Origin of the sequence: Pararobbsia silviterrae, assembly GCF_003628125.1 — a bacterium.
Classification (GTDB): domain Bacteria; phylum Pseudomonadota; class Gammaproteobacteria; order Burkholderiales; family Burkholderiaceae; genus Pararobbsia; species Pararobbsia silviterrae.
Window position 1 is genome coordinate 173,588 of the sequence record NZ_RBZU01000009.1, and the last position, 24,100, is coordinate 197,687.

General features: G+C 64.3%; 19 protein-coding genes. 12 read left to right on the forward strand and 7 right to left on the reverse strand.

Translation table 11 applies throughout. The features are described 5' to 3' along the window. Positions 1 to 395 precede the first annotated feature (395 nt). A complete protein-coding gene (locus D7S86_RS19385) occupies positions 396 to 2,741 on the reverse strand; it encodes a 2Fe-2S iron-sulfur cluster-binding protein (RefSeq protein ID WP_240648289.1) in 2,346 nt (781 codons plus the stop codon). 66 nt (positions 2,742 to 2,807) lie between these two features. Continuing rightward, positions 2,808 to 3,425 carry a glutathione S-transferase family protein gene (locus D7S86_RS19390; RefSeq protein WP_121088502.1) on the reverse strand — a complete coding sequence of 206 codons (618 nt, stop codon included), beginning with the start codon at positions 3,423 to 3,425 and terminating at the stop codon, positions 2,808 to 2,810. Positions 3,426 to 4,005: 580 nt separating this feature from the next. On the opposite strand from D7S86_RS19390, the gene D7S86_RS29220 reads away from it, so the two are divergent. Both D7S86_RS29220 and D7S86_RS19400 read left to right on the forward strand, forming a co-directional pair. Continuing rightward, positions 4,006 to 4,227: a hypothetical protein gene (locus D7S86_RS29220; RefSeq protein WP_147432392.1), complete on the forward strand. Its 222-nt coding sequence runs from the start codon at positions 4,006 to 4,008 to the stop codon at positions 4,225 to 4,227. A 423-nt stretch (positions 4,228 to 4,650) separates the two neighbouring features. Then, entirely contained in the window at positions 4,651 to 5,607 is a 957-nt protein-coding gene (locus D7S86_RS19400) for a Gfo/Idh/MocA family protein (protein ID WP_121088504.1), read from the forward strand. Between the two features lie 123 nt (positions 5,608 to 5,730). Here D7S86_RS19400 and D7S86_RS19405 read toward each other — a convergent pair whose 3' ends face one another. Continuing rightward, the gene (locus D7S86_RS19405; RefSeq protein WP_121088505.1) at positions 5,731 to 6,108 is read right to left on the reverse strand and encodes a hypothetical protein; all 378 of its coding nucleotides are present in this window, start codon (positions 6,106 to 6,108) and stop codon (positions 5,731 to 5,733) included. A gap of 309 nt (positions 6,109 to 6,417) precedes the next feature. On the opposite strand from D7S86_RS19405, the gene D7S86_RS19410 reads away from it, so the two are divergent. From D7S86_RS19410 to iscX, 9 genes are all read left to right on the forward strand, one after another. Then, positions 6,418 to 6,888, forward strand: a complete 471-nt coding sequence (locus D7S86_RS19410) for a low molecular weight protein-tyrosine-phosphatase (protein WP_121088506.1) — start codon at positions 6,418 to 6,420, stop codon at positions 6,886 to 6,888. A gap of 389 nt (positions 6,889 to 7,277) precedes the next feature. Further along, entirely contained in the window at positions 7,278 to 7,826 is a 549-nt protein-coding gene (gene iscR / locus D7S86_RS19415; protein ID WP_121088507.1) for a Fe-S cluster assembly transcriptional regulator IscR, read from the forward strand. A gap of 79 nt (positions 7,827 to 7,905) precedes the next feature. Then, positions 7,906 to 9,129: an IscS subfamily cysteine desulfurase gene (locus D7S86_RS19420; RefSeq protein ID WP_121088508.1), complete on the forward strand. Its 1,224-nt coding sequence runs from the start codon at positions 7,906 to 7,908 to the stop codon at positions 9,127 to 9,129. A 58-nt stretch (positions 9,130 to 9,187) separates the two neighbouring features. Further along, positions 9,188 to 9,592, forward strand: a complete 405-nt coding sequence (gene iscU, locus D7S86_RS19425; protein WP_121088509.1) for a Fe-S cluster assembly scaffold IscU — start codon at positions 9,188 to 9,190, stop codon at positions 9,590 to 9,592. A 37-nt stretch (positions 9,593 to 9,629) separates the two neighbouring features. Further along, positions 9,630 to 9,953: an iron-sulfur cluster assembly protein IscA gene (gene iscA / locus D7S86_RS19430; protein WP_121088510.1), complete on the forward strand. Its 324-nt coding sequence runs from the start codon at positions 9,630 to 9,632 to the stop codon at positions 9,951 to 9,953. Positions 9,954 to 10,067: 114 nt separating this feature from the next. Then, positions 10,068 to 10,589: a Fe-S protein assembly co-chaperone HscB gene (gene hscB / locus D7S86_RS19435; protein WP_121088598.1), complete on the forward strand. Its 522-nt coding sequence runs from the start codon at positions 10,068 to 10,070 to the stop codon at positions 10,587 to 10,589. Between the two features lie 10 nt (positions 10,590 to 10,599). Next, positions 10,600 to 12,471: a Fe-S protein assembly chaperone HscA gene (gene hscA, locus D7S86_RS19440; protein ID WP_121088511.1), complete on the forward strand. Its 1,872-nt coding sequence runs from the start codon at positions 10,600 to 10,602 to the stop codon at positions 12,469 to 12,471. A gap of 54 nt (positions 12,472 to 12,525) precedes the next feature. Next, positions 12,526 to 12,867: an ISC system 2Fe-2S type ferredoxin gene (gene fdx, locus D7S86_RS19445; protein WP_121088512.1), complete on the forward strand. Its 342-nt coding sequence runs from the start codon at positions 12,526 to 12,528 to the stop codon at positions 12,865 to 12,867. A gap of 10 nt (positions 12,868 to 12,877) precedes the next feature. Then, positions 12,878 to 13,075: a Fe-S cluster assembly protein IscX gene (iscX, locus tag D7S86_RS19450; protein WP_121088513.1), complete on the forward strand. Its 198-nt coding sequence runs from the start codon at positions 12,878 to 12,880 to the stop codon at positions 13,073 to 13,075. Between the two features lie 139 nt (positions 13,076 to 13,214). On the opposite strand, the gene D7S86_RS19455 is transcribed toward iscX, so the two are convergent. From D7S86_RS19455 to prfB, 4 genes are all read right to left on the reverse strand, one after another. Then, entirely contained in the window at positions 13,215 to 13,991 is a 777-nt protein-coding gene (locus D7S86_RS19455) for a glycine zipper 2TM domain-containing protein (protein WP_338069187.1), read from the reverse strand. Positions 13,992 to 14,312: 321 nt separating this feature from the next. Then, the gene (locus D7S86_RS19460) at positions 14,313 to 14,789 is read right to left on the reverse strand and encodes a MarR family winged helix-turn-helix transcriptional regulator (RefSeq protein ID WP_121088599.1); all 477 of its coding nucleotides are present in this window, start codon (positions 14,787 to 14,789) and stop codon (positions 14,313 to 14,315) included. A gap of 202 nt (positions 14,790 to 14,991) precedes the next feature. Beyond that, positions 14,992 to 16,521 (reverse strand): lysine--tRNA ligase, encoded by a 1,530-nt coding sequence (gene lysS, locus D7S86_RS19465; protein ID WP_121088515.1) that lies wholly within the window; start codon positions 16,519 to 16,521, stop codon positions 14,992 to 14,994. Between the two features lie 117 nt (positions 16,522 to 16,638). After that, a protein-coding gene (prfB, locus tag D7S86_RS19470; protein WP_121088516.1) for a peptide chain release factor 2 occupies positions 16,639 to 17,743 on the reverse strand; the annotation gives its coding sequence in 2 pieces (ribosomal slippage) (positions 16,639 to 17,661 and positions 17,663 to 17,743; 1,104 coding nt in all). A gap of 422 nt (positions 17,744 to 18,165) precedes the next feature. Here prfB and uvrA point away from each other — a divergent pair. Next, on the forward strand, positions 18,166 to 24,045 hold the full coding sequence (gene uvrA / locus D7S86_RS19475) for an excinuclease ABC subunit UvrA (protein ID WP_121088517.1): 5,880 nt from the start codon (positions 18,166 to 18,168) through the stop codon (positions 24,043 to 24,045). The last annotated feature ends 55 nt before the right edge of the window (positions 24,046 to 24,100 follow it).

Sequence of the window (24,100 nt, forward strand, 5' to 3'; positions counted from 1 at the left end):
CGATGTTAGAATCCGGGTCCGCTCCGCCCGAGTGGTGAAATAGGTAGACACAAGGGACTTGAATTCAATTGAGCCCTGCGGGGGAAACCCGGCAGGTGAAGCCCGTCAAATTCGGTGAACGCCCTGGACGGATGTCCGAGCCAACGCCGAGCCAAGCCTTCCGGTTTTCGAATCGGATGGAAGGTGTAGAGAGCAGACGGCGGGCACCTAAGGCCGCAAGGCTAGGGTGAAGGCGTGCTCCAGACCACGAACGGCATCCATGTGCCGGCGGCGAAAGTCGAAGTGGTAAGAAAATCCCTCGACTTCGCGGTCGTACCGGTTCGATTCCGGTCTCGGGCACCATTCAAAACGCCGCATGCGCGCCGCGCAGTGCCGGCTTCCGACGCTTCCCCGCTTCAAAGATCCAGGACCAGCGCGTCGCGCGTGTCGCCGTCGTCTGTGTCGCCGTCCTGTTGCGCGGGCACGGCGCAGCAGATCAAGGCTTCCCCGTCGTCGACGGCATACGTGGGCCGTATCGGATAGGCGACCGCGCCCTTGACGATGCGCGTGCGGCAGGTGCCGCACGTTCCGCTGCGGCAACCGAATTCGGGCGCGAGGCCGCTTGTTTCGGCTAGATCGAGCAACGTGCCCGAGGCGGGCGCCCATTGTGCGTCGTGCTTCGTTTTCGCGAACGATACCGTCACGGCTTGGGTCGCGGGTCGAGGCGCCGCTGCATGAGTTGCTTCACGAGTTGCTTCATGAACTGCTTCATGAACTGCTTCATGGCCGGTTTCATGCGGCAATCCATGGCCCGCTTCGAGCGTGGCTTCCCGACCTGCTTCATGGTCCGCCTCATGGTCCGCTTCGTGACCCGCTTCATCCCCCGTTTCATGCACCGTTTCACGGCCCGCTCCGTGCCCCGACGTATTCGCGGTTTCGTTCGCCGGCCGCTCGATGCGCGCACGAACGGCCGAACGCGCGGCCTTGGCGTTTGCCGCCCGGTCATCGTCGCGCACGAGGCCCGATGGCCCGAAGGCTTCGGCGTGAAGCCGCGCGTCCGAGATATTGAGCGCACGGAGTCCGTCGTAGACCGACTGCATGAACCCGCCCGGTCCACACAGATAGAAGTCGAAATCGTCGAAGGGCAGCGTCGCTTGCAATGCCGTGATGTCGAGGCGTCCTTCGATGTCGTAATCGAGATCCGCTTCGGCGTCTTCGGGATCCGAGAGCAAGCGGACGACTTGCACCTGCCCTTGCGCACGCGTCACCAGTTCGGCGATTTCCTCGCTGAACGCACGCTCCGATAGGCTGTGCGCGGACTGGAACAACCACGTGGGCCGAATCCGGCGCTTGCGCAGGCCTTCGTACACGACGTGGCGCAGCATCGCGATCATCGGCGTGATGCCGACGCCGGCCGCAAGCAACACGGCCGGACGCTTCTCGAACGCGTCGATGGTGAACGTACCCGCGGGTGCGCGCGCGTCGATCGTGTCGCCGATGCGCACGGCTTCGTGCAGAAAACGCGAGACGACACCTTCGCGTTTGACGCTGATCCGATACGTGCCATCCGATGGCGCGGTCGACAAGGTGTACGTGCGAATCGCGCGTCGCGTCGCGCCCGGCATCATCACGCGGATCGGCAGATGCTGGCCGGCCGCGTGAACGGCCAAGCCCGCGCCGTCGAGCGGCTCGAGATGGAGCGACCGGATCACCGTGCTTTCGTCGACGATGCGCGCGACGCGAAACGGCCGCCACGCATCCGCCTTCGCCGCGGCGCGCAGCCGCGCCTCGACCGATGCCCAGTCGCCGGTCATCGATGCATTCGGCGACGCCCCGTCACGACGCGACGCCAATCGAAACGGCAGCGCCGCGCGACGGTAGACCACACGTTCGGGCGCAAAACGCCATAGGCGCTCGGCGCCTTGAAATGCCGCGATCTCGGGCGAGTCGAGAACGACCTCGGGCGTGCCTGTGAGTTGGACGAGATCGCCGGTCTCGAAGTCGGCGAACACGAGTCCCGCACGCGGGTTCGCGCGGAAGTTGCCGAGCGTCGAGAAAAACTGATTGCCCGCGAAATCCGGCACCGTCAGCACGCCGTCGTCTCCGATGCGCACGAATCCGGGTTTGCCGCCGCGGTGCGACACATCGACCTTGCGCTCGCTGTTCGCGAGATCGACATACGACGCGACGAAGAACGTGTCGGCGTGCCGGACGATCTCCTCGGCGCGTCCGGTCAAACGATCGGTCTCGACGATCGCGTCCGCGGCGGGCGTGCCCGGATCGCGTACATAGCGAAGGTCGCGCAGTTGAATGTACTGCGGGCAATTGCCGAAGCTTTCGCGTACGCCGACGCGGAATCCGCCTGCATCGATCTGTTCGAGCACGCCGTTCAGGCGGTTGCGTCTGCGCGTATGGAGTTCGATCCCGAGCAGCGCGATCGATGCGTCCGCCGTCCATCCCGCGCGAGCGGGATCGTCGAGCGCGGGCATCGCCGCGGCTTCGAGGGCGCGCGGCGTCGGCGTGTGGAGAAAGCCGGGCCGGCCAGCGATCAGCGTCGCCCAAGCCGTGCCGTCCGGGGCCACCGACCCCGCGACGACAAACGGCAACTGTGCGAAGAATTCGCGATGCTGATCGGGCATCTGATCGCGTACGCTGCGGCGTCCGACCGCGTCCATGCGTTCGACGACGCCCGCGTGTCGTTGAAGTTCAAGCTCGCCCGCATGCCAGGGGGATGCGGGACGGGATTCGGTCGCCGTGTTCATCGAGTACTCCTGGGCACATGGTGCGAACGCGATCGGGCAGGCCTACGCGGCGTGAGCGGGGTACGCCTACGCGGCGTGAACGGCCGGCGCGCCGGTCTTCACGAACTCGACGTAGCCCGGTAATGTTTCGACGCGGCCGATCCATGCCGCGACGTTCGCGTACCGCGAGAGATCGAGATGGCCTTCGTTGGCGCGGGCGATATAGCTGAAGAGCGCGACGTCGGCAATCGTCGGGTGGTCGCCGACGAGCCACATACGGTGCGCGAGTTCGGTATCGACGAGGCTCAGCACATGTTCCGAGCGCGCCTTGACCTCGACCGGATTGCGCGGGTCGCCGAACAACGCGATCATGCGCGCCGCCGCCGGCCCGAACGCGATCTCGCCCGATGCGACCGACAACCATCGTTGGACGCGCGCCGCGCCTTCGGGCGTGTCGGGCAGCCAGTCGGCGCGGCCGGACTTCTTCGCGAGGTAGACCAGGATCGCCGTCGAGTCCGCGATCGTCGTCGCGCCGTCGACGAGCACGGGAATCTGTCCGAACGGATTCATCTTCAGAAACTCGGGCGACTTGTGCTCGCGCGCGGCGAGGTTCACTTCGATGAGTTCATGGTCGATGCCGAGCAGGGACAAGAACAGGTGCGCACGGTGCGAATGGCCGGACAGCGGGTGGTGGTAGAGCTTCATGGCGGATTCCTCATGGTCGATCCGGTGGGGATCGTCTGACTGCAGTCTAGGCACGTGGGAATCGAGAATGAATAGCGCCCTGGGTCAAATGATTATTCTTGGAACGAGAATAATGGTGGTGGGTCGTCGATACTCGGCGCCGCGCAGTGCGCTCCGGGCTCCGGGGCAACGGGCAACGGGCAACGGGCGATGGGCGATGGGCGATGGGCGATGGGTGATGGGCGACAGGCGACAGGCGACAGGCGACAGGCGATGGGCAACGGGCGGCAGGCGATACGAGGCAGGAAAGCAGGCCGCAACGCTTGCGCCAGGCCTGAAACGACCGTTTGACGACAGGCGACGGCGGAGGGCGGCCGATCACGCTTGAAATGAGCCGCTTCGGGCACGGTGTTGCCTTAGAACGCACGCTCAGCAGTTCAGCCCTTTGATTTTGAACAAAACTGCGTAGAATACGCCGCCCGGTTTCAACCTCGTTCGACGAGCCTTCACGCGGACCGGGCCGTGTCGAAGGCGAAGAAATGGCTTGGGCGTCCCGTCTCGGACGCGTAGTCGACGAAAGGTACAACAGATGGATGTGCGGGTGAGGCGAGTGCTCGATGAGGCACTGTCTAAAATTCAGGGGGCCGACGTGTCGCCGGCGGCGTTTGCGGGCAACTATGCGTTCTGTCTCGGGATTCTGATGGGCGGGTGCGCGTGTGGCGGCGTGTCGGAGCAGGAAGCTGACGAAGAACGTGCGCGTCTGATCGCGTTGGCTGCGCTCTATGAAGTCCGCCAGAAAGTCAAACTGAGCCTGCCGAGCTGAGCGGCGAGCCCAGCGCATGGCGAGGATCAAAGTGACACACCTGTGCACGCGCGATGAATTCCGCTCGATGAGCAAGCTGAGCCTGTCGAGCTGAGTTGCATTCCCGCGCGGTGAGGGCTGATGCGACTCGCCCGCATGTGCGCCGCGAATTCCGCTTGAAGCTCAAACCGAGCCAACCGAACAGGACGTTGCGTCCGGCGTGTCGTTGCGATTGACGTGACTCGCTTGGGCATTTGCCATGGGGCTTCGACGGTCACGCGTGGCTACGCCGATTGCCGTGTCATCGCCCGCCTGATTCGCTTGATCGACTTGATCCGCTCGGGATCTGCCCCTGTTTACCGCCGATCGCCGCTTGACGTCGCTGCAATCGTTCGCCGACCATCGCTCGTTTGAGCCGATGAACGGCGCGACAGGAGCGATTCCTTGATTCGATGGGCAGCGGTAGGCGTGGGCAATATCGCGCGACGATTCGCGCAAGGCCTGAAATTCGTGGACGACGCCGTCTTGACGCACGTCTGGTCTCGCCGCAGCGAACCGACGGCGGCCTTTGCGGCGCAACACGGGGCGGTCGCATGCGAGCACTTCGAGGCGCTGCTCGACGCGGACGTCGACGCGGTCTACATTGCGACCGCCCATCCGTCGCATGCGGCGTTCAGCATCGCCGCGATGCGCAGGGGCAAGGCGGTGCTCTGCGAAAAGCCGGCCGCGATCGAACTGGCCGAACTCGACACGATGCTCGCGGTCGCGCAGGCCGAACGCGTGCTGTTCATGGAGGCGATGAAACCTCCGTTCTATCCGCTTTATCGTGCCTTGCGCGCGCATCTCGAAATCGATCCGATCGGCGAACCGAACTTCGTGCGCGCCGGATGCGGCGTGTCGAACTACGGCCCCGGCATGACCGATGTCGATCTCGAACGCGTCGGCGGGAGTCTGCTCGATATCGGCATCTATGAATCGTTTCTCGCGATCGACTGGCTCGGCGCGCCGCGCGATGTCCAGGCGTTCGGACGACTCGGCTGCGGCGTCGATGTGTTCGCGAGCGTCAATAGCGTGCACGAGCGCGGGATCGCCCAGTGGTATTGCGGTCTCGATCTCCATGGGCGCGGCGATGCACTGATCGGTGCGCCGGGCGGGCATGTGACGATCGACGGACCCTGGTGGAATCCGCGTACGGCGACCGTGACGTACAAGGATGGGCGGACTGTCGAGCTCGACGTGCCGTTTGAGGGCGGCGGCCTGAACTACGAGGTTGCGCACTTCTGTGAGTTGCTCAGGCAGGGGCGCACGCAAAGTCCCGTGATCTCGCACGCGGTCTCGCGCCAGATGATCGACGTCATTGACCGAAGCCGCGCCGCGCTTGGTTTGCGACGCGCCGAATGAGCGCCGGGTCGGTTGCCGCGCGCATGCGTGTCTGAGCATGCGGCGCGGCTCAGCATGCGGTGTGATGGTGGATGCGTCGCAACGGTCTGTCGACGAGAGCGGCGTCTGCGCGAACACGCGCAGTCAGTGACTACCGCCGCCGTGACCTCCGCCGCCCGATCCGCCGCCGCTCCAGTGGCTGCCGCCGCCTGAATGACCGCCCCAATGGCCGTAGTAGCCGCCGTGCCAGCCCGGATAACAGCATCGGCCGCCGCCGCCGAACCACCACCAGGGTCCGCCGTAATAGGCCGTCCCATATAAGGCGTAGCCGCCGTAACCATACCCATAGCCATACGGATAGCCATAGCCGTACGGATAGGCGTAAGGGCTGTACGGATAGGCCGGGCCGGCCGCATAGGGACCATAGGGGTAGGCGACGCAGCCGCCGAGCGCCAGCAGCATTGCGCCGATCAACGCAAGAGATGCCGCAAGACGTGGCGGCCGCACGGTCGGGATCTTCATGATGAAAAGGCACGTGCCGCCAGGCAGGGCGTCGGCGAGCCGGGTTTCAGGCGCGCTTCGGCGGGGCTGCGGCAGCGTGCGTGCGCAGGTTGCATATCGGTATTGGACTCCGAAAGGCGCAGTAAAGCGCGGCAATGATGTAACGGCATTTTTCCGCACATGACCCCGTGAATCGATTGCACCGGATCGAGCCGTGATCCGCGGCCTACGCGGGCCATCTTCATTGCGCAAACATCGTAGAATATCGCGCCTTCGGGACGGGACATCCGTGCCCGACTCGAGACTCCCGATCCCACGTTCTAGACGTCCATGCAAAGCGTATTGTTTGTCTGCCTTGGAAACATCTGCCGTTCGCCGACCGCCGAGGCCGTCATGCTCCATCTGGTCGAACAGGCCGGCCTTCAGGACCGGATCGTCGTCGATTCGGCGGGCACGGGCGACTGGCACATCGGCGAGGCGCCTGATTCGCGCGCACGGGCGTATGGCGCGCGCCGCGGCTACGATCTCGAACCGTTGCGTGCGCGTCAGGTCGCCGCGTCGGATTTCGAGCGCTTCGACCACATTCTGGCCATGGATGCCGCGAATCTTCGCGAATTGCGGCGGCAGTGCCCGGTCGCGCTGCAAGGCAAGGTGCAGTTGCTGATGGATTTCGCGCCCGGCGAGTCGGGCAGCGAGATCGCCGATCCGTACTTCGGCGGCGCGGAGGGTTTCGAGCGCGTGCTCGACGACTGCGAGACCGCATGCGCCGGTTTGCTCGACGCGTTGCGCACGCGTGAGTGAACGCCGATCCCGCCGGCACACGATCGCGCGCCTGAACGCACCGTGGGTTTTGTGCGCAGACGCCCGCCGCGGCGGGCATTGCCGCCTGGCGCCGTAAGCACCGTCCAGCGGTCAGTCCCGCCTGGCGCCGGCATTACCGCTGAACGGTCAGTCCCGCGCAGCGGCCGGACACGAACCGGTCCGGCTTGAGGCCCGGCGCACGCCCCGACACATGTCCTGCAGGCGTCTACCTAAAAGTGGACAATATCAGTCGGGAAATGCCATCAGGCTCATATCTGCCACGTCAGAAATGGCGCGATCAAGTAGACCTTACCGCCGTTAAGGTTGACTAAAAGCCTAGGGTATTTATACTTGAGGGAAATTGTCGAGAATACGGGTCGACCACTATCATGAGACTCACCACGAAAGGCCGTTTTGCCGTCACTGCGATGATCGATCTCGCGCTTCGCCAGGAGCATGGTCCTGTGACGCTCGCGGGTATTAGCCAGCGTCAGCGGATTTCGCTCTCGTATCTCGAACAGTTGTTCGGCAAGCTGCGCCGACACGAGATCGTCGAAAGCGTGCGCGGTCCCGGCGGCGGATACAACCTGGCGCGCCGCGCCGAGGAAGTGACGGTTGCCGACATCATCATCGCCGTCGATGAACCGATCGACGCGACGCAGTGCGGCGGCAAGGGCACGTGCGATGGGACCAAGGACCTGCACGGGCACTGCATGACCCACGAATTGTGGTCGACGCTCAACCAGAAGATGGTCGAGTACCTCGACTCGGTGTCGCTCAAGGATCTCGTCGATCAGCAGCGGCAGCGCGAAGGACAGGCGTCCGTGCTGCGCGACCGTCGCACGACGGCCGGCGCCGGCGCGAGCGAGACCGTGACGGCGACGCCCCATGCCGTGCCGCTCGGACCCAATTCGGTGTTCAACATGGCGCGGTCCTGAGCCCGCGCGGCGCGGTCCTCAACGTGCGACACCTCCCCACACATTCGACGACAGATCGAACGCAGATTCGGAGTAATTGATGAACAAGGCTCTTCCCCATTTGCCCATTTACATGGACTACAGCGCGACGACCCCGGTCGATCCGCGTGTCGTCGACAAGATGATCCCGTATCTGCGCGAGCAGTTCGGCAATCCCGCGTCGCGCAGCCACAGCTACGGCTGGGACGCGGAGCGTGCGGTCGAGGAAGCGCGCGAACAAGTTGCGGCGCTCGTGCATGCGGATCCGCGCGAAATCATCTGGACGTCGGGCGCGACCGAGTCGAACAACCTCGCGATCAAGGGCGCCGCGCACTTCTATAAGGGCAAGGGCAAGCACATCATCACCGTGAAGACCGAGCACAAGGCCGTGCTCGATACGACGCGCGAACTCGAACGCGAAGGCTTCGAAGTCACGTATCTCGACGTGCTCGACAACGGCTTGATCGACCTCGCGGCATTCGAAGCGGCGATCCGCCCGGATACGATTCTCGTGTCGATCATGTACGTCAACAACGAGATCGGCGTCGTTCAGGACATCGCGAAGATCGGCGAGATCACGCGCGCGAAGGGCATCGTGTTCCACGTCGACGCGGCGCAGGCGACGGGCAAGGTCGTCATCGACCTCGAAACGCTCAAAGTCGATCTGATGTCGTTCTCGGCGCACAAGACCTATGGCCCGAAGGGCATCGGCGCGCTGTACGTGCGCCGCAAGCCTCGCGTGCGTATCGAGGCGCAGATGCACGGCGGCGGTCACGAGCGCGGCATGCGTTCGGGCACGCTCGCGACGCACCAGATCGTCGGCATGGGCGAGGCGTTCCGGATCGCGCGTGAAGAGATGGCGACCGAGAACGAGCGTGTGCGCATGCTGCGCGATCGCTTGCTCGCGGGTCTCAGCGAGATCGAGGAAACGTATGTGAACGGCGACATGGAGCATCGTGTGCCGCACAACCTCAATATCAGCTTCAACTTCGTCGAAGGCGAGTCGCTGATCATGGCGGTCAAGGATGTCGCGGTTTCGTCGGGTTCGGCGTGTACGTCGGCATCGCTCGAACCGTCGTACGTGTTGCGCGCGCTGGGCCGCAACGACGAACTCGCGCACAGCTCGATTCGCTTCACGGTCGGCCGTTTCACGACCGAGGAGGATGTCGAGTACGTGATCAATCTGATGAAGAGCAAGATCCAGAAGCTGCGCGATTTGTCGCCGCTCTGGGAAATGTACAAGGACGGGGTCGATCTCAATTCGATCCAATGGGCCGCGCATTGACGATGCGCGCCACGCGATCCAATTAAAACGAAATCCCCCACAATTCAGGAGTATCGAAATGGCATACAGCGAAAAGGTTCTCGACCACTACGAAAACCCGCGCAATGTCGGTGCTTTCGCGAAGGATGACGACGCGGTCGGCACGGGCATGGTCGGCGCGCCCGCCTGCGGCGACGTCATGAAGCTGCAGATTCGCGTCGGCGCGGACGGCGTCATCGAAGACGCCAAGTTCAAGACATACGGCTGCGGCTCGGCGATCGCCTCGAGTTCGCTCGTGACCGAGTGGGTCAAGGGCAAGACGCTCGACGAAGCGCTCTCGATCAAGAACACGCAAATCGCCGAAGAGCTCGCCTTGCCGCCGGTCAAGATTCACTGTTCGATTCTGGCCGAAGACGCGATCAAGGCGGCGGTGGCCGATTACAAGCAACGTCATCAGACGGAAGCCAAGGCCGACGCGGCTTAATTGGACGGACGCATCGCAACAGGTATCGGGTTGGATTATGTCGATCACATTGACTGAAAAAGCGGCGAAGCATGTGCAGAAGTTCCTCGACCGGCGCGGCAAGGGCGTCGGTCTGAGGCTCGGCGTGCGCACGACGGGGTGTTCGGGGCTCGCGTACAAGCTCGAATACGTCGACGAACTCGAGCCGCACGACGAGGTATTCGAGAGCTTCGGCGTCAAGGTCATCGTCGATCCGAAGAGCCTCGCCTATATCGACGGCACGGAGCTCGACTTCGCGCGCGAAGGGCTCAACGAAGGCTTCAAGTTCAACAACCCGAACGTCAAGGACGAGTGCGGTTGCGGTGAGTCGTTCCGCGTCTGATGTCGCGGCGCGGACGCCAGCGAAGGCGGCTGCTGCCGCCTTTTTGTTTGGGCGTCTGATTTATTTGGACGCGGCGTCGAAGCCTCGACGCCGCGTCGTTTGACAAGCGCGATCATGTTGCCTGCCGATCACTTTGCATTGTTCGATTTGCCCCAGCAGTTCGCGCTCGACGCGCGCGCGCTCGACGACGCGTATCGCGCGGTCCAGGCGCACGTTCACCCCGATCGTTTCGCGGCGGCCGGCGAGGCGCAAAAGCGCGTCGCGATGCAGTGGGCGAGCCAGACCAACGATGCGTATCAGACGCTGCGGCAACCGCTCAAGCGCGCGATCTATCTGCTCCATCTGCGCGGCGTCGAAGTCCAGGCCGAAAACAACACCGCGATGGAGCCCGCGTTTCTCATGCAGCAGATGGAATGGCGCGAACGCATCGAGGATGCGGCGGCATCGCGCAATGTCGGTGAACTCGACGCTTTAGGACGCGAGCTGCGCGACGATGCGCGCGTGCGGTTCGAGAAGCTCGCGTCCTTGCTCGACAGCCGATCCGACCAGGCGGCCGCGGAGGCCGTGCGGCAACTGATGTTCATCGAGCGCGTCACAGACGAAGTCGGCACGCAAATCGAGCGTCTCGATCAATAGACCGATCACTATGGCTTTACTCCAAATTTCCGAACCCGGCATGGCGCCGGCGCCGCATCAACGGCGACTCGCAGTCGGCATCGATCTCGGCACGACGAACTCGCTCGTCGCGGCGGTACGCAACAGCATTCCGGAAGCGTTGCCCGATGAGGACGGTACCGTGTTGTTGCCGTCAGTCGTGCGTTATCTGCCCAAGGGCGGTCGCCGCATCGGCGCAAAGGCGAAGGACGACGCGGCCGGCGATCCGAAGAACACGATCGTCTCGGTCAAGCGTTTCATGGGCCGCGGCAAGTCGGAAGTCGAGGGCGCCGCCAATGCGCCGTACGATTTCGTCGATGCGCCGGGCATGGTCCAGATCTCGACGGTCGACGGCGTCAAGAGTCCCGTCGAGGTGTCGGCCGAGATTCTCGCGACGCTGCGGCAACGCGCCGAAGACACGCTCGGCGACGATCTCGTCGGCGCGGTGATCACGGTGCCCGCGTATTTCGACGACGCCCAGCGGCAGGCCACGAAGGATGCGGCCACGCTGGCCGGCATCAACGTCTTGCGCCTGCTCAACGAACCGACCGCCGCGGCCATCGCGTACGGGCTCGATAGCGGGGCCGAAGGCATCTATGTCGTTTACGACCTCGGCGGCGGCACATTCGACGTGTCGATCCTGCGTCTCACGCGCGGCGTGTTCGAAGTGCTCGCGACGGGCGGCGACTCGGCGCTCGGCGGCGACGATTTCGACCAGGCGCTCTACACCGGCGTCTTGTCGGAGACGGGCGCATGCGGCCTGATTCCCGAGGATGTCCGACGCGTGCTCGACCACGTGCGCGTGCTCAAGGAATCACTCTCGACGCAGGATGCAGCGGCGCTCGACGTCACGCTTGCGAACGGCGAACGTCTGCAGTGGACCGTGACCGAGGCGCACTTCTCGACGCTGACCGATATGCTCGTGCAGCGCACGCTGACGCAGACGCGCAAGGCGCTTCGCGACGCGAAGCTCGGCGCGGACGAGGTCAACGGCGTCGTGCTCGTGGGCGGCGCGACGCGCATGCGCAGCGTGCGACGCGCGGTCGAGACCTTCTTCGGCCGGCCGCCGTATCTCGACATCGATCCCGATCAGGTCGTCGCGCTGGGCGCGGCGATTCAGGCGGATCTGCTCGCCGGCAACCGGCGTGGCGGCGACGGCGACGACTGGCTGTTGCTCGACGTGATCCCGTTGTCGCTCGGCGTCGAAACGATGGGCGGTCTCGTCGAGAAGATCATCCCGCGGAACTCGACGATTCCCGTCGCGCGCGCGCAGGAGTTCACGACGTTCCGCGACGGCCAGACCGCGATGGCGATCCATGTCCTGCAGGGCGAACGCGAACTCGCGAGCGATTGCCGTTCGCTCGCGCGTTTCGAATTGCGGGGCATCCCGCCGATGGTCGCCGGGGCTGCGCGGATTCGCGTGACCTATCAGGTCGACGCCGACGGTTTGCTGTCGGTGGCCGCGCGCGAAATGCATTCGGGCGTCGAGGCGTCGATTGTCGTGAAGCCCTCGTATGGTCTCGCCGACGATGAAGTCGCGAAGATGCTCGAAGCGGGTTTTGCATCGGCATCGAGCGATATGCAGGCCCGCGCGCTGCGCGAAGAACAAGTCGAGGCGGATCGTATTCTCGAAGCGACGCAGGCCGCGCTCGCCGAGGATGGCGAACTGCTCGATGAGACCGAGCGTCAAGCGATCGATACAATCCTCGCGAATCTCGGCGAAACCCGTGCATCGTCGACGGAAGCCGACGTGGTGCGACGCGCTGTCGAAACCCTCGCCGCGGCGACCGACGAGTTTGCCGCGCGCCGGATGAACAAGGGAATCCGCAAGGCGTTGACGGGCCGCAAGCTCAGCGAACTCTGATCGACCGAAGCTCGCGCAAGCGAGAAACCCAGTCTGAAACCGATTGACTCGACTATGCCTCAACTCGTAGTGTTACCCCATGGTGAGCTGTGCCCCGACGGCGCGGTCATCGATGCGCCCGCCGGCAAGAGCGTCTGCGACGTGCTGCTCGAAAACGGAATTGAAATCGAGCATGCATGCGAGAAGTCCTGCGCGTGCACGACGTGTCACGTGATCGTGCGCGAAGGCTTCGAACAACTCGCCGACGCGACCGACGACGAAGAAGACCTGCTCGACAAGGCGTGGGGGCTTGAACCAACCTCGCGGCTCTCGTGCCAGGCGATCGTGCCGGCCGAGGGCGAATATGTGATCGAGATTCCGAAGTACACGATCAACCACGCAAAAGAAAACCATTGAGGGGTGAGCCATGAAATGGACTGATGTGCAGGAGATTGCGATGGCGTTGACGGACTCCCATCCGGACATCGATCCCCAGTACGTCCGGTTTACCGATCTGCATCGGTGGATCACCGAATTGCCGGGCTTCGACGATGCGGCAGATCGCTCGAATGAGAAGATTCTCGAGGCGATCCAGGCCGCGTGGATCGAAGACTCCGACTATTGAGCCGCGCCTGCGCGGTAGTCACGCGTAGCACGTCGAAGTCGAGGCGCTGAAGCGCTAAGGCGTCGAAGCGCGCGGCAGGGCGAACACAAGGCGGCACACGCATCGCGTGTGCCGCCTTTGTTTTTGGCGGGCGCGTCGATCAGCCTTGAACCAGTGCGCCGTTCTCGATCCGGACGCGGTCGCCGTTGCGGAACGGGGGTGCCTGCTCGTACGTGAAGTAGTGCGTGTGACCGTCTTCGGTACGCACATAGACGCGATAGTTCGTCGAGCTCCGGACCTTCTTCTCGATCGCATTGCCGCCGAGCGCGCCGCCGACGACGCCGAGCACCGTCATCGCCGTACGGCCGCTGCCGCGGCCGAACTGATTTCCGACCAGCCCTCCCGCGACCGCGCCGCCGACTGCGCCGATTCCGGTGCCTTGGCCTTCGACCTCAACCGCCTGAATCGATGTGACGGTGCCGCATGCCGCGCAGTAGGCGGGCGCCGCAGGCTGAGGTGTCGTCGGCTGGGCCGAGGTGAACCGCTGCGCGGCGGCCGGCGGCTGGGGCACAGGCGCTGCCGGAGCCGGTTGCGGCGCGGCTTGTGCCGCCGGTGCGGGTGCGGGCTGAGCCGCTTGCTGTGCGGGCGCGGCATCCGCGCCTTGCGGGGCGGGGGTGATCGCGGGCGTGGTCTCGGGCGTGGGCGATTGTGTCGCCGCATCGGCGGCCGGTGCCGGTTCCGCGGGCGCCGACGCGTCGCCGTGGCGCGGTGCGTCGTTCGATCCGTCGGCGGATTGTTCGGATGGCGTGGCGATCGCGTTCGCCGAGGCATTCGACGGCGCACTCGACGCGCCGGGCAGCACGCCGGTGATCGCGGCCACGGCGACGAGGCTGGCAATCGTGACGGCGACCGCGGCGATGGCGATAAGCGGATGCAAGCGTGCGCGGTTCGCGCGAGGAGGCGGGGGCGTTTGAGTCGGTGAGTTCATGGTCGAAGGCCGCGAGGGCCGCGTGAATAGCGTGTTCGGCCCTATTTTGACGATCGCTCGCGCACAAATCCTTGTCTTTTTGTAACGAGGGCGACGCTTGACAATACGCGGGAATCAGAAGGGCCGCAGCGCGGATCAGACGGGAAGACGGCGGAGCGCGCTACGCGCTGCGCGCGAAGGCAAACGATTGCTCTTTGGGGCGGCCCAACGCAACGATGGGCACGGAGGCAAGGCGGGCGGCGAGTCGCCGACGCCGAGCGCCGATGAAAATCAGGCAGCTTGGTTTTGAACCGGAGTGTCGTCGAGCGCGTCGAGGCGATCGCTGAGGTTGCCGCGAACTTTCTGGAGCAGTCGCATGAGTTCGGCGGTTTCGGCTTCCGTGAGCCCGGCCAGCGCCTCGTCGCGCACGCCGTCGCCCACATGATGCGCGGCGTCGAGCGTGGCGTGAGCCTTCGGCGTCAGGCGCAGCTGATGCGCACGGCGATCGGTCGGGTGATCGGTCCGCTCGATCCATCCGCCTTCGGCCATCCGGTCGAGCAGGCGCGCGATCGCGATCGGCGTCACGTCGAGCAGATCCGCGAGGGTCGCTTGATTGATGCCGTCGTTATAGGCGAGATAGGAGAGCACCCGGCATTGAGCACAGGTCAGGCTGAGTACGTGCTTCGCGCGTTGGTCGAAGAGTTTGCCGACGAGTCGGCCGACCTCAGTCACGAGAAACCCGAAGCGGTGTTCATGGCGTTTTTTCATGTGGCCCATTATATGGATGTGCCGCAGTGCGACATCTAGCAAAAACCCTGAAGCTTGCATGTCATAAACGTATTTGCATTCGCAAAGCGAACAGACTTGCTTAGAAAATCGTTGCCGATGCAAAAACGCCGCGCTTTTCGCGCGGCGTTTTTTATCTTTTTAATAATTAGGCGAACGTTTAATCACCTAATTAATTGCGTCGTCAATCTTCTTTTCTCAAATGGGGGAAAAGAATCACGTCGCGGATGCTGGCGCTGTCGGTCAGCAGCATGACGAGGCGGTCGATGCCGATTCCGCATCCGCCCGTCGGAGGCATGCCGTATTCGAGCGCGCGAATATAGTCGGCGTCGAAATACATCGCTTCTTCGTCGCCCGCGTCTTTTTGTTCGACTTGTTTGCGGAATCGCGCGGCTTGATCTTCGGGATCGTTAAGCTCCGAAAATCCATTCGCGATCTCGCGACCCGTGATAAACAATTCAAACCGTTCAGTAATACCTGCTTGTGTATCGGATGCGCGCGCGAGCGGCGACACTTCGATCGGATAGTCGATGATGAATGTCGGCTCCCACAATTGGGACTCGGCTGTCTCTTCGAACAGCGCGAGTTGCAGCGCACCGATGCCCGCGTTGAGGAAGGCCGCATCGTTCGTGTTGACGCCGAACTTCTTGAGCTCGGCCTTCACGAACGCGATGTCCGCGAGCTGAGCGTCGGTATAGTCGGGCGCGTACTTCTTGATCGCTTCGCAGATCGTGAGCCGATGGAACGGCTTGGCGAGGTCGAGTTCGCGGCCCTGATACGTGATCGTCGCGTTGCCGCGCGCATCGGTCGCGGCCTGGCGGATCAGGTTTTCGGTGAAGTCCATGAGCCACCGGTAGTCGGTGTAGGCCGCATAGAACTCCATCATCGTGAACTCGGGATTGTGTCGCGGCGACACGCCCTCGTTGCGGAAGTTGCGATTGATTTCAAACACGCGTTCGAAGCCGCCGACGACGAGCCGCTTCAAATAGAGCTCGGGCGCGATACGCATGAACATCTGCATATCGAGCGCGTTGTGATGCGTGACGAAGGGCTTGGCCGCGGCGCCGCCCGGAATCGGGTGCAGCATCGGCGTTTCGACTTCGAGGAAGTTCGCATCGGCCATGAAGCGGCGGATCGATGAGATCGCCTTCGTGCGCGCGATGAACGTATCGCGCGCTTCGGGCGTCACGATCAGATCGACATAGCGCTGACGGTAGCGCGTTTCCTGATCCGCGAGGCCATGGAATTTGTCGGGCAGCGGACGCAGGGATTTCGACAGCAAGCGCAACTCGGTGCATCGGACCGACAGTTCGCCCTTGTTCGTGCGGAACAACACGCCGCGCGCCGCGACGATATCGCCGAGATCCCACTTCTTGAAAGCGTCGTACGTCGCTTCACCGACGTCGGCGGGCGTGATGAAGAATTGGATCTGACCCGAGCCGTCCTTGACGGTCGCGAAGCTCGCCTTGCCCATCACGCGCTTGAGCATCATGCGCCCGGCAAGCGCAACGTCGAGCGGCGCGGCTTCGAGCGCTTCCTTGTCGGTCTCGGCGTAGGTCTGCTGCAGGTCCGCTGCATGATGCGTCGGGCGGAAATCGTTCGGGAACGCGACGCCGCGCTCGCGGATCGCCTGAAGTTTCTCGCGGCGCTCGGCAATGATCTGATTGTCGTCGCGCGGGGCTTCGGTGGCCGGGGAGGTGTTCTGGTCGGTCATGGTCACAGTGTCGCGTTCGGGGACGCAGTCTGGAATCGGTTGGGGTCTTGCAAACAGGGGCGCGCCGCGTGGGCGGGCCAACCGGGAAACGGGCGGCGCGCACGCCGCCCGCCACGATCAGACGCCCTGTTTAAGGCTCGCGCTGATGAACTCGTCGAGATCGCCGTCGAGTACCGAACGCGTATTGCTGATTTCGACGTTGGTCCGCAAATCCTTGATGCGGCTTTGGTCGAGTACGTACGAACGAATCTGATGGCCCCAGCCGACGTCGGTCTTCGTCGATTCGAGGCGGTCCTGCTCGGCCTGGCGCTTGCGCATCTCGGCTTCGTAGAGACGCGATTTGAGCATGGCCATCGCTTCGGCGCGGTTGCGGTGCTGCGAGCGATCGTTCTGGCATTGCACGACGATGCCCGTCGGCATGTGCGTGATCCGGACGGCCGAATCGGTCTTGTTGATGTGCTGTCCGCCGGCGCCCGACGCGCGGTACGTGTCGATACGCAGATCGGCCGGATTGATGTCGACCTCGATCGAGTCGTCGATCTCGGGATAGACGAACACCGACGAGAACGAGGTATGCCGTCCGCCCGACGAATCGAACGGCGATTTGCGCACGAGCCGGTGCACGCCCGTTTCGCTGCGCAGGAAGCCGTACGCGTATTCGCCTTCGATCTTGATCGTCGCGCTCTTGATGCCCGCGACTTCGCCGTCGGACTGTTCGAGGATTTCGGACTTGAAGCCTTTGCGTTCGCAGTAGCGCAGATACTGGCGCAGCAGCATCGAGGCCCAGTCTTGTGCTTCGGTACCGCCCGCGCCGGCCTGGATGTCGATGAACGCGTTGTTCGGATCGGCCGGATTCGAGAACATGCGGCGGAATTCCATATCGGCCGCGCGCGCTTCGATCGAGTGGACGTCGCCTTCGACTGCAACGAGCGTGTCCTCGTCATCCTCGTCGCGCGCGAGTTCGAACAGATCGGCTGCGTTGCGCAGATCTTCGTCGAGCGAGCGCAGCGAGACGACGACGCCGTCGAGCAGCTTCTTTTCCTTACCGAGCGCCTGCGCGCGTTGCGCGTCGTCCCAGATCTTCGGGTCTTCGAGTTCCTTGTTGACCTCGTTCAGGCGTGCTTCTTTGACATCGTAGTCAAAGATACCCCCGAAGTTCGACCGCGCGTTTGCGCAGGTCGGTGATCGACGCTTCGAGCGTATTCAGGCGTTCGGCTTCCATGTCGCTAACTATTCCGGGAAAAAACGAGAATTATAGACGATCGAGGCCTGTTTTTGCCCTGGCGGCGCAGGCCGGGCATGCGCGCGGCGCCGGCGGATCGGGTCTGCCGAGGGCCGCGGATCGGGTCGAAGGCGTTGCGCAGCGCTTCGCTTCGATCGACGGCTTCCGCCATGCGTTTCGAATCGGCCGCGGCGCGCGGCGCGGTCCGCAGCGGCACTCGGCAAGCCGGGGTACGCTGTTGGCCGAACGGTCGACGTACGTACTGTATAAATGCACAGTACAATGGCGCTGCTTCGTCGAGCGTCGACTCCGGTTCGCGCATTCGGCGACAGGGTGACAGCGGATCGGCGCGACGCGCGTCGGTGCGCCGCGCCCGCGCAGCCCCTCGTCCGTTCGCTTCCTTACAGACACGGTTGGTTAAATTGCCTTCGAACAACGACATTCGTATCCGTGGTGCCCGTCAGCACAACCTCAAGAATCTCGACATCGATCTGCGCACGGGCGAGCTGACCGTGGTCACGGGCCCGTCGGGCTCGGGCAAGTCGAGCCTCGTTTTCGACACGCTTTATGCCGAGGGGCAGCGTCGTTATGTCGAAACGTTCAGCGCCTATGCGCGGCAATTTCTCGACCGGATGGATCGACCGCAGGTCGATCGCGTCGATGGCGTGCCGCCCGCGATCGCGATCGACCAGACGAATCCCGTGCGCAGCTCGCGATCGACGGTCGGCACGATGACCGAGCTCAACGACCATCTGAAGCTGCTGTTCGCGCGCGCCGCGCAACTGTTCGATCGACAGAACGCGCAGCCGGTCCGGCACGACACGCCCGAGACGATCTACGCCGAGCTTGTCGAACGCACGCGCGCCGATGACGCGCGGCTGGTCGTCACGTTTCCGGTCGAGTTGCCCGATACGGCGACCGACGACGAAGTCCAGCAATGGTTGTCGGCGAGCGGCTATACGCGCGTGCAGGCGCAACGCGAGATCGCGACGCCCGAGGGCAAGCGCAAGCTGCTCGACGTCGTCGCCGACCGGTTCCGGATCCAGAACGTCGAGAAGGTTCGCGTGATCGAGGCGATCGAGGCCGCGCTTCGGCGGGGCTCGGGGCGCGTCAATGTCTATGTGCTGGCCGACGAGGGCGAGCCCGCGATCTGGCGCTTTTCGACGGGACTCCATCACCCCGACAGCGATATCCGCTATGCCGATCCGCAGCCCGCGCTGTTCTCGTTCAATTCGGCCTACGGCGCGTGCGAGGCGTGCCGGGGTTTCGGCCGCGTGATCGGCATCGATCTCGGCCTGGTGATTCCCGATGCGCGCAAGACCTTGCGCCAGGGCGCGATCAAGACGATTCAGACGCCGGCCTGGAAGGAGCAGCAGGACGATCTCATGAAGTACGCGGTCGGCGCGGGCATTCCGCGCGACACGCCGTGGGCCGAGATGTCGCAGGCCCAGCGCGACTGGGTCATCCAAGGGGCACCCGACTGGAACGGCGACTGGCATCGCAAGTGGTACGGGATCCGACGTTTCTTCGACTATCTCGAGTCGAAGGCGTACAAGATGCATATCCGGGTGCTGCTGTCGAAGTACCGGAGCTACACGACATGCGAGACGTGCGGCGGCGCGCGGCTCAAGACCGAGCCCTTGCTCTGGCGGCTCGGCACGCGCGACGACGCGGCGGCCGTGCTGCCCGCGGCCGAGCGCTTTATGCCGCGCGGCGCCGAGTGGACGCGCGCGCAGCTCGAAGCCTTGCCCGGCTTGACGGTCCACGATCTGATGCTGATGCCGATCGAGCGCATTCGCGCGTTCTTCGAACGGCTGAACTTGTCGAGCACGCTGCTCGACGATGCGCTCAAACTGCTGCTCGGCGAGGTGCGCACGCGGCTCAAGTATCTGTGCGACGTCGGCCTCGGGTATCTGACGCTCGACCGGCAAAGCCGGACGCTGTCGGGCGGCGAGGTTCAGCGGATCAATTTGACGACGGCGCTCGGCACGTCGCTCGTCAAGACCCTGTTCGTGCTCGACGAGCCGAGCATCGGTCTGCACCCGCGCGACATGAACCGGATCGTCGAGGCGATGCATCGTCTGCGCGACGCGGGCAATACGCTCGTCGTCGTCGAGCACGACCCAGCCGTCATGCTGGCGGCCGACCGGCTTATCGACATGGGACCGGGGCCGGGCGAGAAAGGCGGCACGATCGTGTTCGACGGCACGCCCGCGTCGATACGCGAAGCCGATACGTTGACGGGCGCCTATCTCGGGGCGCGCAAGCATGTCGCAGACGCGTCGAACTGGCGGGCGCGGCCTGTCGATGCGACGACGCCGCGGCTCACGCTCAGTGGCGCGCGCGAACACAATCTTCGTCATATCGATGTCGAGATTCCGCTCGAACGACTGGTCTGCGTGACGGGCGTGTCGGGCTCGGGCAAGTCGACCTTGCTGCAGGACGTGCTGTATCCGGCGCTTGCGCGGCACTTCGGCAAGCCGACCGAGGCGCCGGGTGCGTTCGATGCGTTGAGCGGAGCCGAGGCGATCGCGGACGTCGTGTTCGTCGATCAGTCGCCGATCGGCAAGACCGCGCGATCGAACCCGGCGAGCTACGTCGGGGCGTTCGACGAGATTCGCAAGCTGTTTGCGAAGGCGCCGCTTGCGCTCCAGCGCGGCTACGGCCCCGGCATGTTCAGCTTCAACGCGGGGGACGGACGCTGTCCGACATGTGGCGGCTCGGGGTTCGAACACGTCGAGATGCAGTTCCTGAGCGACGTCTACCTGCGCTGTCCCGATTGCGACGGCACGCGTTACCGCTCCGAAATCCTCGAGATCCGAATCGAGCGCGCGATGCCCGATGGCACGGTCCGCGCGTTGACGGTCGCCGATGTGCTCGAGTTGACCGTCTCCGAGGCGACGGCCGCGTTTGCCGGCGATGCCGATGTCGTTCGCGTGCTCGAACCGATCGTCGATGTGGGCCTCGAATACGTGAAGCTCGGCCAACCCGTGCCGACGTTGTCGGGCGGGGAGGCGCAGCGGCTCAAGCTCGCGGGATTTCTCGCCGAGACCGCGGCCGAAAGCGGCGGCGCATCGACGCGTCGCGGTGCCCGCAAGGGGCGCTTGTTCATGTTCGACGAACCGACGACGGGCTTGCATTTCGACGATATCGCGAAGCTCATGCGCGCGTTTCGCAAGCTCCTCGACGGCGGCCATTCCTTGATCGTCATCGAGCACAATCTCGACGTGATTCGCTCGGCCGACTGGCTCATCGATTTGGGCCCCGAAGGCGGCGAAGGCGGCGGCGAGATCCTGTGCGTCGGTTCGCCCGATGCGGTTCGCGCATGCGCCGAATCGCATACGGGCCGCGCCTTGCTCGACTACGATCGCGCCGTGTTGTCGGGCGTGGCCGACGGTGTGCCCTTGCAAAGCGCGCTCAAGGCGTCGCACGCGCGGCGCGCGCTCGAAGGCGAGGATGTCGTGCGGATCGTCAACGCGCGCGAGCACAATCTGAAGGCGCTTCACGTCGATATTCCGCACGGCAAGTTCAATGTCGTGACGGGCGTGTCGGGATCGGGCAAATCGACGCTCGCGTTCGACATCCTGTTTCACGAGGGCCAACGCCGGTATCTCGAGTCGCTCAATGCGTATGCGCGATCGATCGTTCAGCCGGCCGGGCGCCCCGAGGTCGACGCGGTGTTCGGCATTCCGCCGACGGTCGCGATCGAGCAACGGCTCTCGCGCGGCGGGCGCAAGAGTACCGTGGCGACGACGACCGAGGTCTGGCATTTCCTGCGTTTGCTGTACGTCAAGCTCGGCATTCAGCATTGCATGCACGACAACACACCGGTGTCGTCGCAGAGTCTCGAATCGATCGCCGCGCAATTGCTGCGCGACTACAAGGGCCAGCATATCGGGCTGCTTGCGCCGCTCGTCGTGAATCGCAAGGGCGTTTACACGGATCTCGCGAAATGGGCGAAGGCGCGCGGCAATACGCATCTGCGCGTCGACGGCGAGTTCCTGTCCGTCGATCCCTGGCCGAGACTCGATCGGTTCAAGGAGCATACGATCGAACTGCCGGTCGGCGATCTCGTCGTGACGGCCGATCGCGAGCAGGTGCTGCGCGAGATGCTCGCGAAGACGCTCGAGGTCGGGAAGGGCGTCATGCATGTGCTCGCGCCGCTCGATGCGCTCGGCGATGCGATCAACGATCGGCAGCGTACGGCGGGGATCGGCGAAACGCGCGTGTTTTCGACGAAGCGCGCCTGTGCAGTGTGCGGCACGAGCTATCCCGAACTCGATCCGCGCATGTTCTCGTACAACAGCAAGCACGGCTGGTGCACGTCGTGCGTCGGGACGGGGCTCAAGCTCACGCGCGAGCAGCGCGCGGTGTTCGACGATACGGTGCTGGGCGGCGATGACCGGGGGCGCGAACAAACGATCCCGTCGGAAGAGCAGGAGCCTGAAGGCGTGGGCAGCGAGCCGTGTCCGGACTGCGGCGGGACGCGTCTGAATCCGGTCGCGCGCGCGGTGACGTTCGATGACCGCTCGATCGCGACGGTCGCGCAATGGACGGTTCGCGATACGCGCGTCTGGATCGAGGGACTTGCGTTGCAGGGGCGTGAAGCCGGGATCGCGCGCGATGTCGTCAGCGAGATTCGGGGTCGGCTCGAGTTTCTCGAGGAAGTCGGGCTCGGGTATCTGACGCTCGATCGCGCGGCGCCGACCTTGTCGGGCGGGGAGGCGCAGCGCATTCGGCTGGCGGCGCAGCTCGGCAGCAATCTGCAAGGCGTCTGCTATGTGCTCGACGAGCCGACGATCGGATTGCATCCGCGCGATAACCAGATTCTGCTCAATGCCTTGCGCAAGCTCGGCGACAAGGGCAATACGCTCGTCGTCGTCGAGCACGACGAGGATACGATCCGGCGCGCCGACCATATCATCGATATCGGACCGGGCGCGGGCAAACGCGGAGGACATCTGGTCGCCGAGGGGCGCGTCGGCGATCTTGCCGCGCATCCGGATTCGTTGACCGGGCGCTATCTGGCCGAGCCTCAGCGACATCCGCTCCAGGCTCGACGCGGCGTCACGCCGGCGACGCGCAACGGTGCGGCCGAGCCCGCGCAATGGCTGACGGTGCACGATGCGACGCTGCATAACCTTCGCCATGTGTCGGTCAGCGTGCCGCTCTCGCGGCTGGTGGCGATCACGGGTGTCAGCGGGTCGGGCAAGTCGACGCTCGCGCGCGATGTGCTGATGACGAATCTGCTCGACGCGGTGGGGCGTTCGGTGCTGTCCTCACCCGCGGTGCGTCGCGCGCGGGCCGCGCAGGGCGACGAGGCCAAGAGCGCGCGCCGTGCGTCGACGGCCTCGCGTGCGGTGGCGCGTCCGAAGCTCGACGTCCGGTACGCGTGGGCGGGGTGTGCATCGCTCTCGGGTTTCGAGACGATCGATCGCGTGCTCGAGGTCGATCAGACGCCGATCGGCAAGACCCCGCGTTCATGTCCGGCGACTTATATCGGCGTCTGGGACACGATCCGCAAAATGTTTTCGGAAACGCTCGAAGCGCGCGCACGGGGCTATACGGCCTCGCGATTCTCATTCAATACGGGCGTGGGTCGCTGTCCGGCGTGCGAGGGGCAGGGCGTGCGTACGATCGGGATGAGTTTCCTGCCCGACGTCAAAGTGCCCTGCGACGTCTGTCATGGGCAGCGCTTCAATCCCGAGACGCTGGCGGTCACGTGGCGCGGCAAGAATATCGGCGAAGTGTTGACGATGGAGATCGACGAAGCGGTCGAGTTCTTTGCGGCCGTCACGCAGATTGCGCATCCCTTGCAGTTGATGAAAGACGTGGGGCTCGGCTATCTGACGCTGGGTCAGCCTTCGCCGACGCTTTCTGGCGGCGAGGCACAACGGATCAAGCTCGTGTCCGAGCTTTCGAAAGTGCGTGACGACATCACGCGTCGCGGACAGAAGGCGCCGCACACGTTTTATGTGCTCGACGAGCCGACCGTGGGTTTGCATATGGCCGATGTCGCGCGCTTGATCAAGGTGCTCCATCGTCTTGTCGACGGTGGTCACAGCGTGCTGGTGATCGAGCACGATCTCGACGTGATCGCCGAAGCGGACTGGATCATCGATCTCGGTCCGGAAGGGGGCGTCGAAGGCGGGGCGATCGTGGCCGCGACCACACCCGAATTGCTTGCGGAGCATGCGGGGAGTCATACGGGCGCGGCCTTGCGCCCCGTGCTCGCGCGTGGTGCGCCGACGCGTGACGACGATGTGAAGACAGAAGCGTCGTCGAGCGAGGCGGCACGCTGAACGGAAGCCGGGGGGATAGGCATGCCCAGAAGAGGACTCGGTCACCCAAGCGCGA

What these genes read in the sequence shown, in the direction of transcription:
- D7S86_RS19460 (WP_121088599.1), bottom strand. Translation starts at nt 14,789, where the DNA reads ATGAAAAAACGCCATGAACACCGCTTCGGGTTTCTCGTGACTGAGGTC.
- fdx (WP_121088512.1), top strand. Translation starts at nt 12,526, where the DNA reads ATGCCTCAACTCGTAGTGTTACCCCATGGTGAGCTGTGCCCCGACGGC.
- D7S86_RS19405 (WP_121088505.1), bottom strand. Translation starts at nt 6,108, where the DNA reads ATGAAGATCCCGACCGTGCGGCCGCCACGTCTTGCGGCATCTCTTGCG.
- D7S86_RS19385 (WP_240648289.1), bottom strand. Translation starts at nt 2,741, where the DNA reads ATGAACACGGCGACCGAATCCCGTCCCGCATCCCCCTGGCATGCGGGC.
- hscB (WP_121088598.1), top strand. Translation starts at nt 10,068, where the DNA reads ATGTTGCCTGCCGATCACTTTGCATTGTTCGATTTGCCCCAGCAGTTC.
- iscA (WP_121088510.1), top strand. Translation starts at nt 9,630, where the DNA reads ATGTCGATCACATTGACTGAAAAAGCGGCGAAGCATGTGCAGAAGTTC.
- iscR (WP_121088507.1), top strand. Translation starts at nt 7,278, where the DNA reads ATGAGACTCACCACGAAAGGCCGTTTTGCCGTCACTGCGATGATCGAT.
- hscA (WP_121088511.1), top strand. Translation starts at nt 10,600, where the DNA reads ATGGCTTTACTCCAAATTTCCGAACCCGGCATGGCGCCGGCGCCGCAT.
- lysS (WP_121088515.1), bottom strand. Translation starts at nt 16,521, where the DNA reads ATGACCGACCAGAACACCTCCCCGGCCACCGAAGCCCCGCGCGACGAC.
- D7S86_RS19390 (WP_121088502.1), bottom strand. Translation starts at nt 3,425, where the DNA reads ATGAAGCTCTACCACCACCCGCTGTCCGGCCATTCGCACCGTGCGCAC.
- iscX (WP_121088513.1), top strand. Translation starts at nt 12,878, where the DNA reads ATGAAATGGACTGATGTGCAGGAGATTGCGATGGCGTTGACGGACTCC.
- D7S86_RS19410 (WP_121088506.1), top strand. Translation starts at nt 6,418, where the DNA reads ATGCAAAGCGTATTGTTTGTCTGCCTTGGAAACATCTGCCGTTCGCCG.
- iscU (WP_121088509.1), top strand. Translation starts at nt 9,188, where the DNA reads ATGGCATACAGCGAAAAGGTTCTCGACCACTACGAAAACCCGCGCAAT.
- D7S86_RS19420 (WP_121088508.1), top strand. Translation starts at nt 7,906, where the DNA reads ATGAACAAGGCTCTTCCCCATTTGCCCATTTACATGGACTACAGCGCG.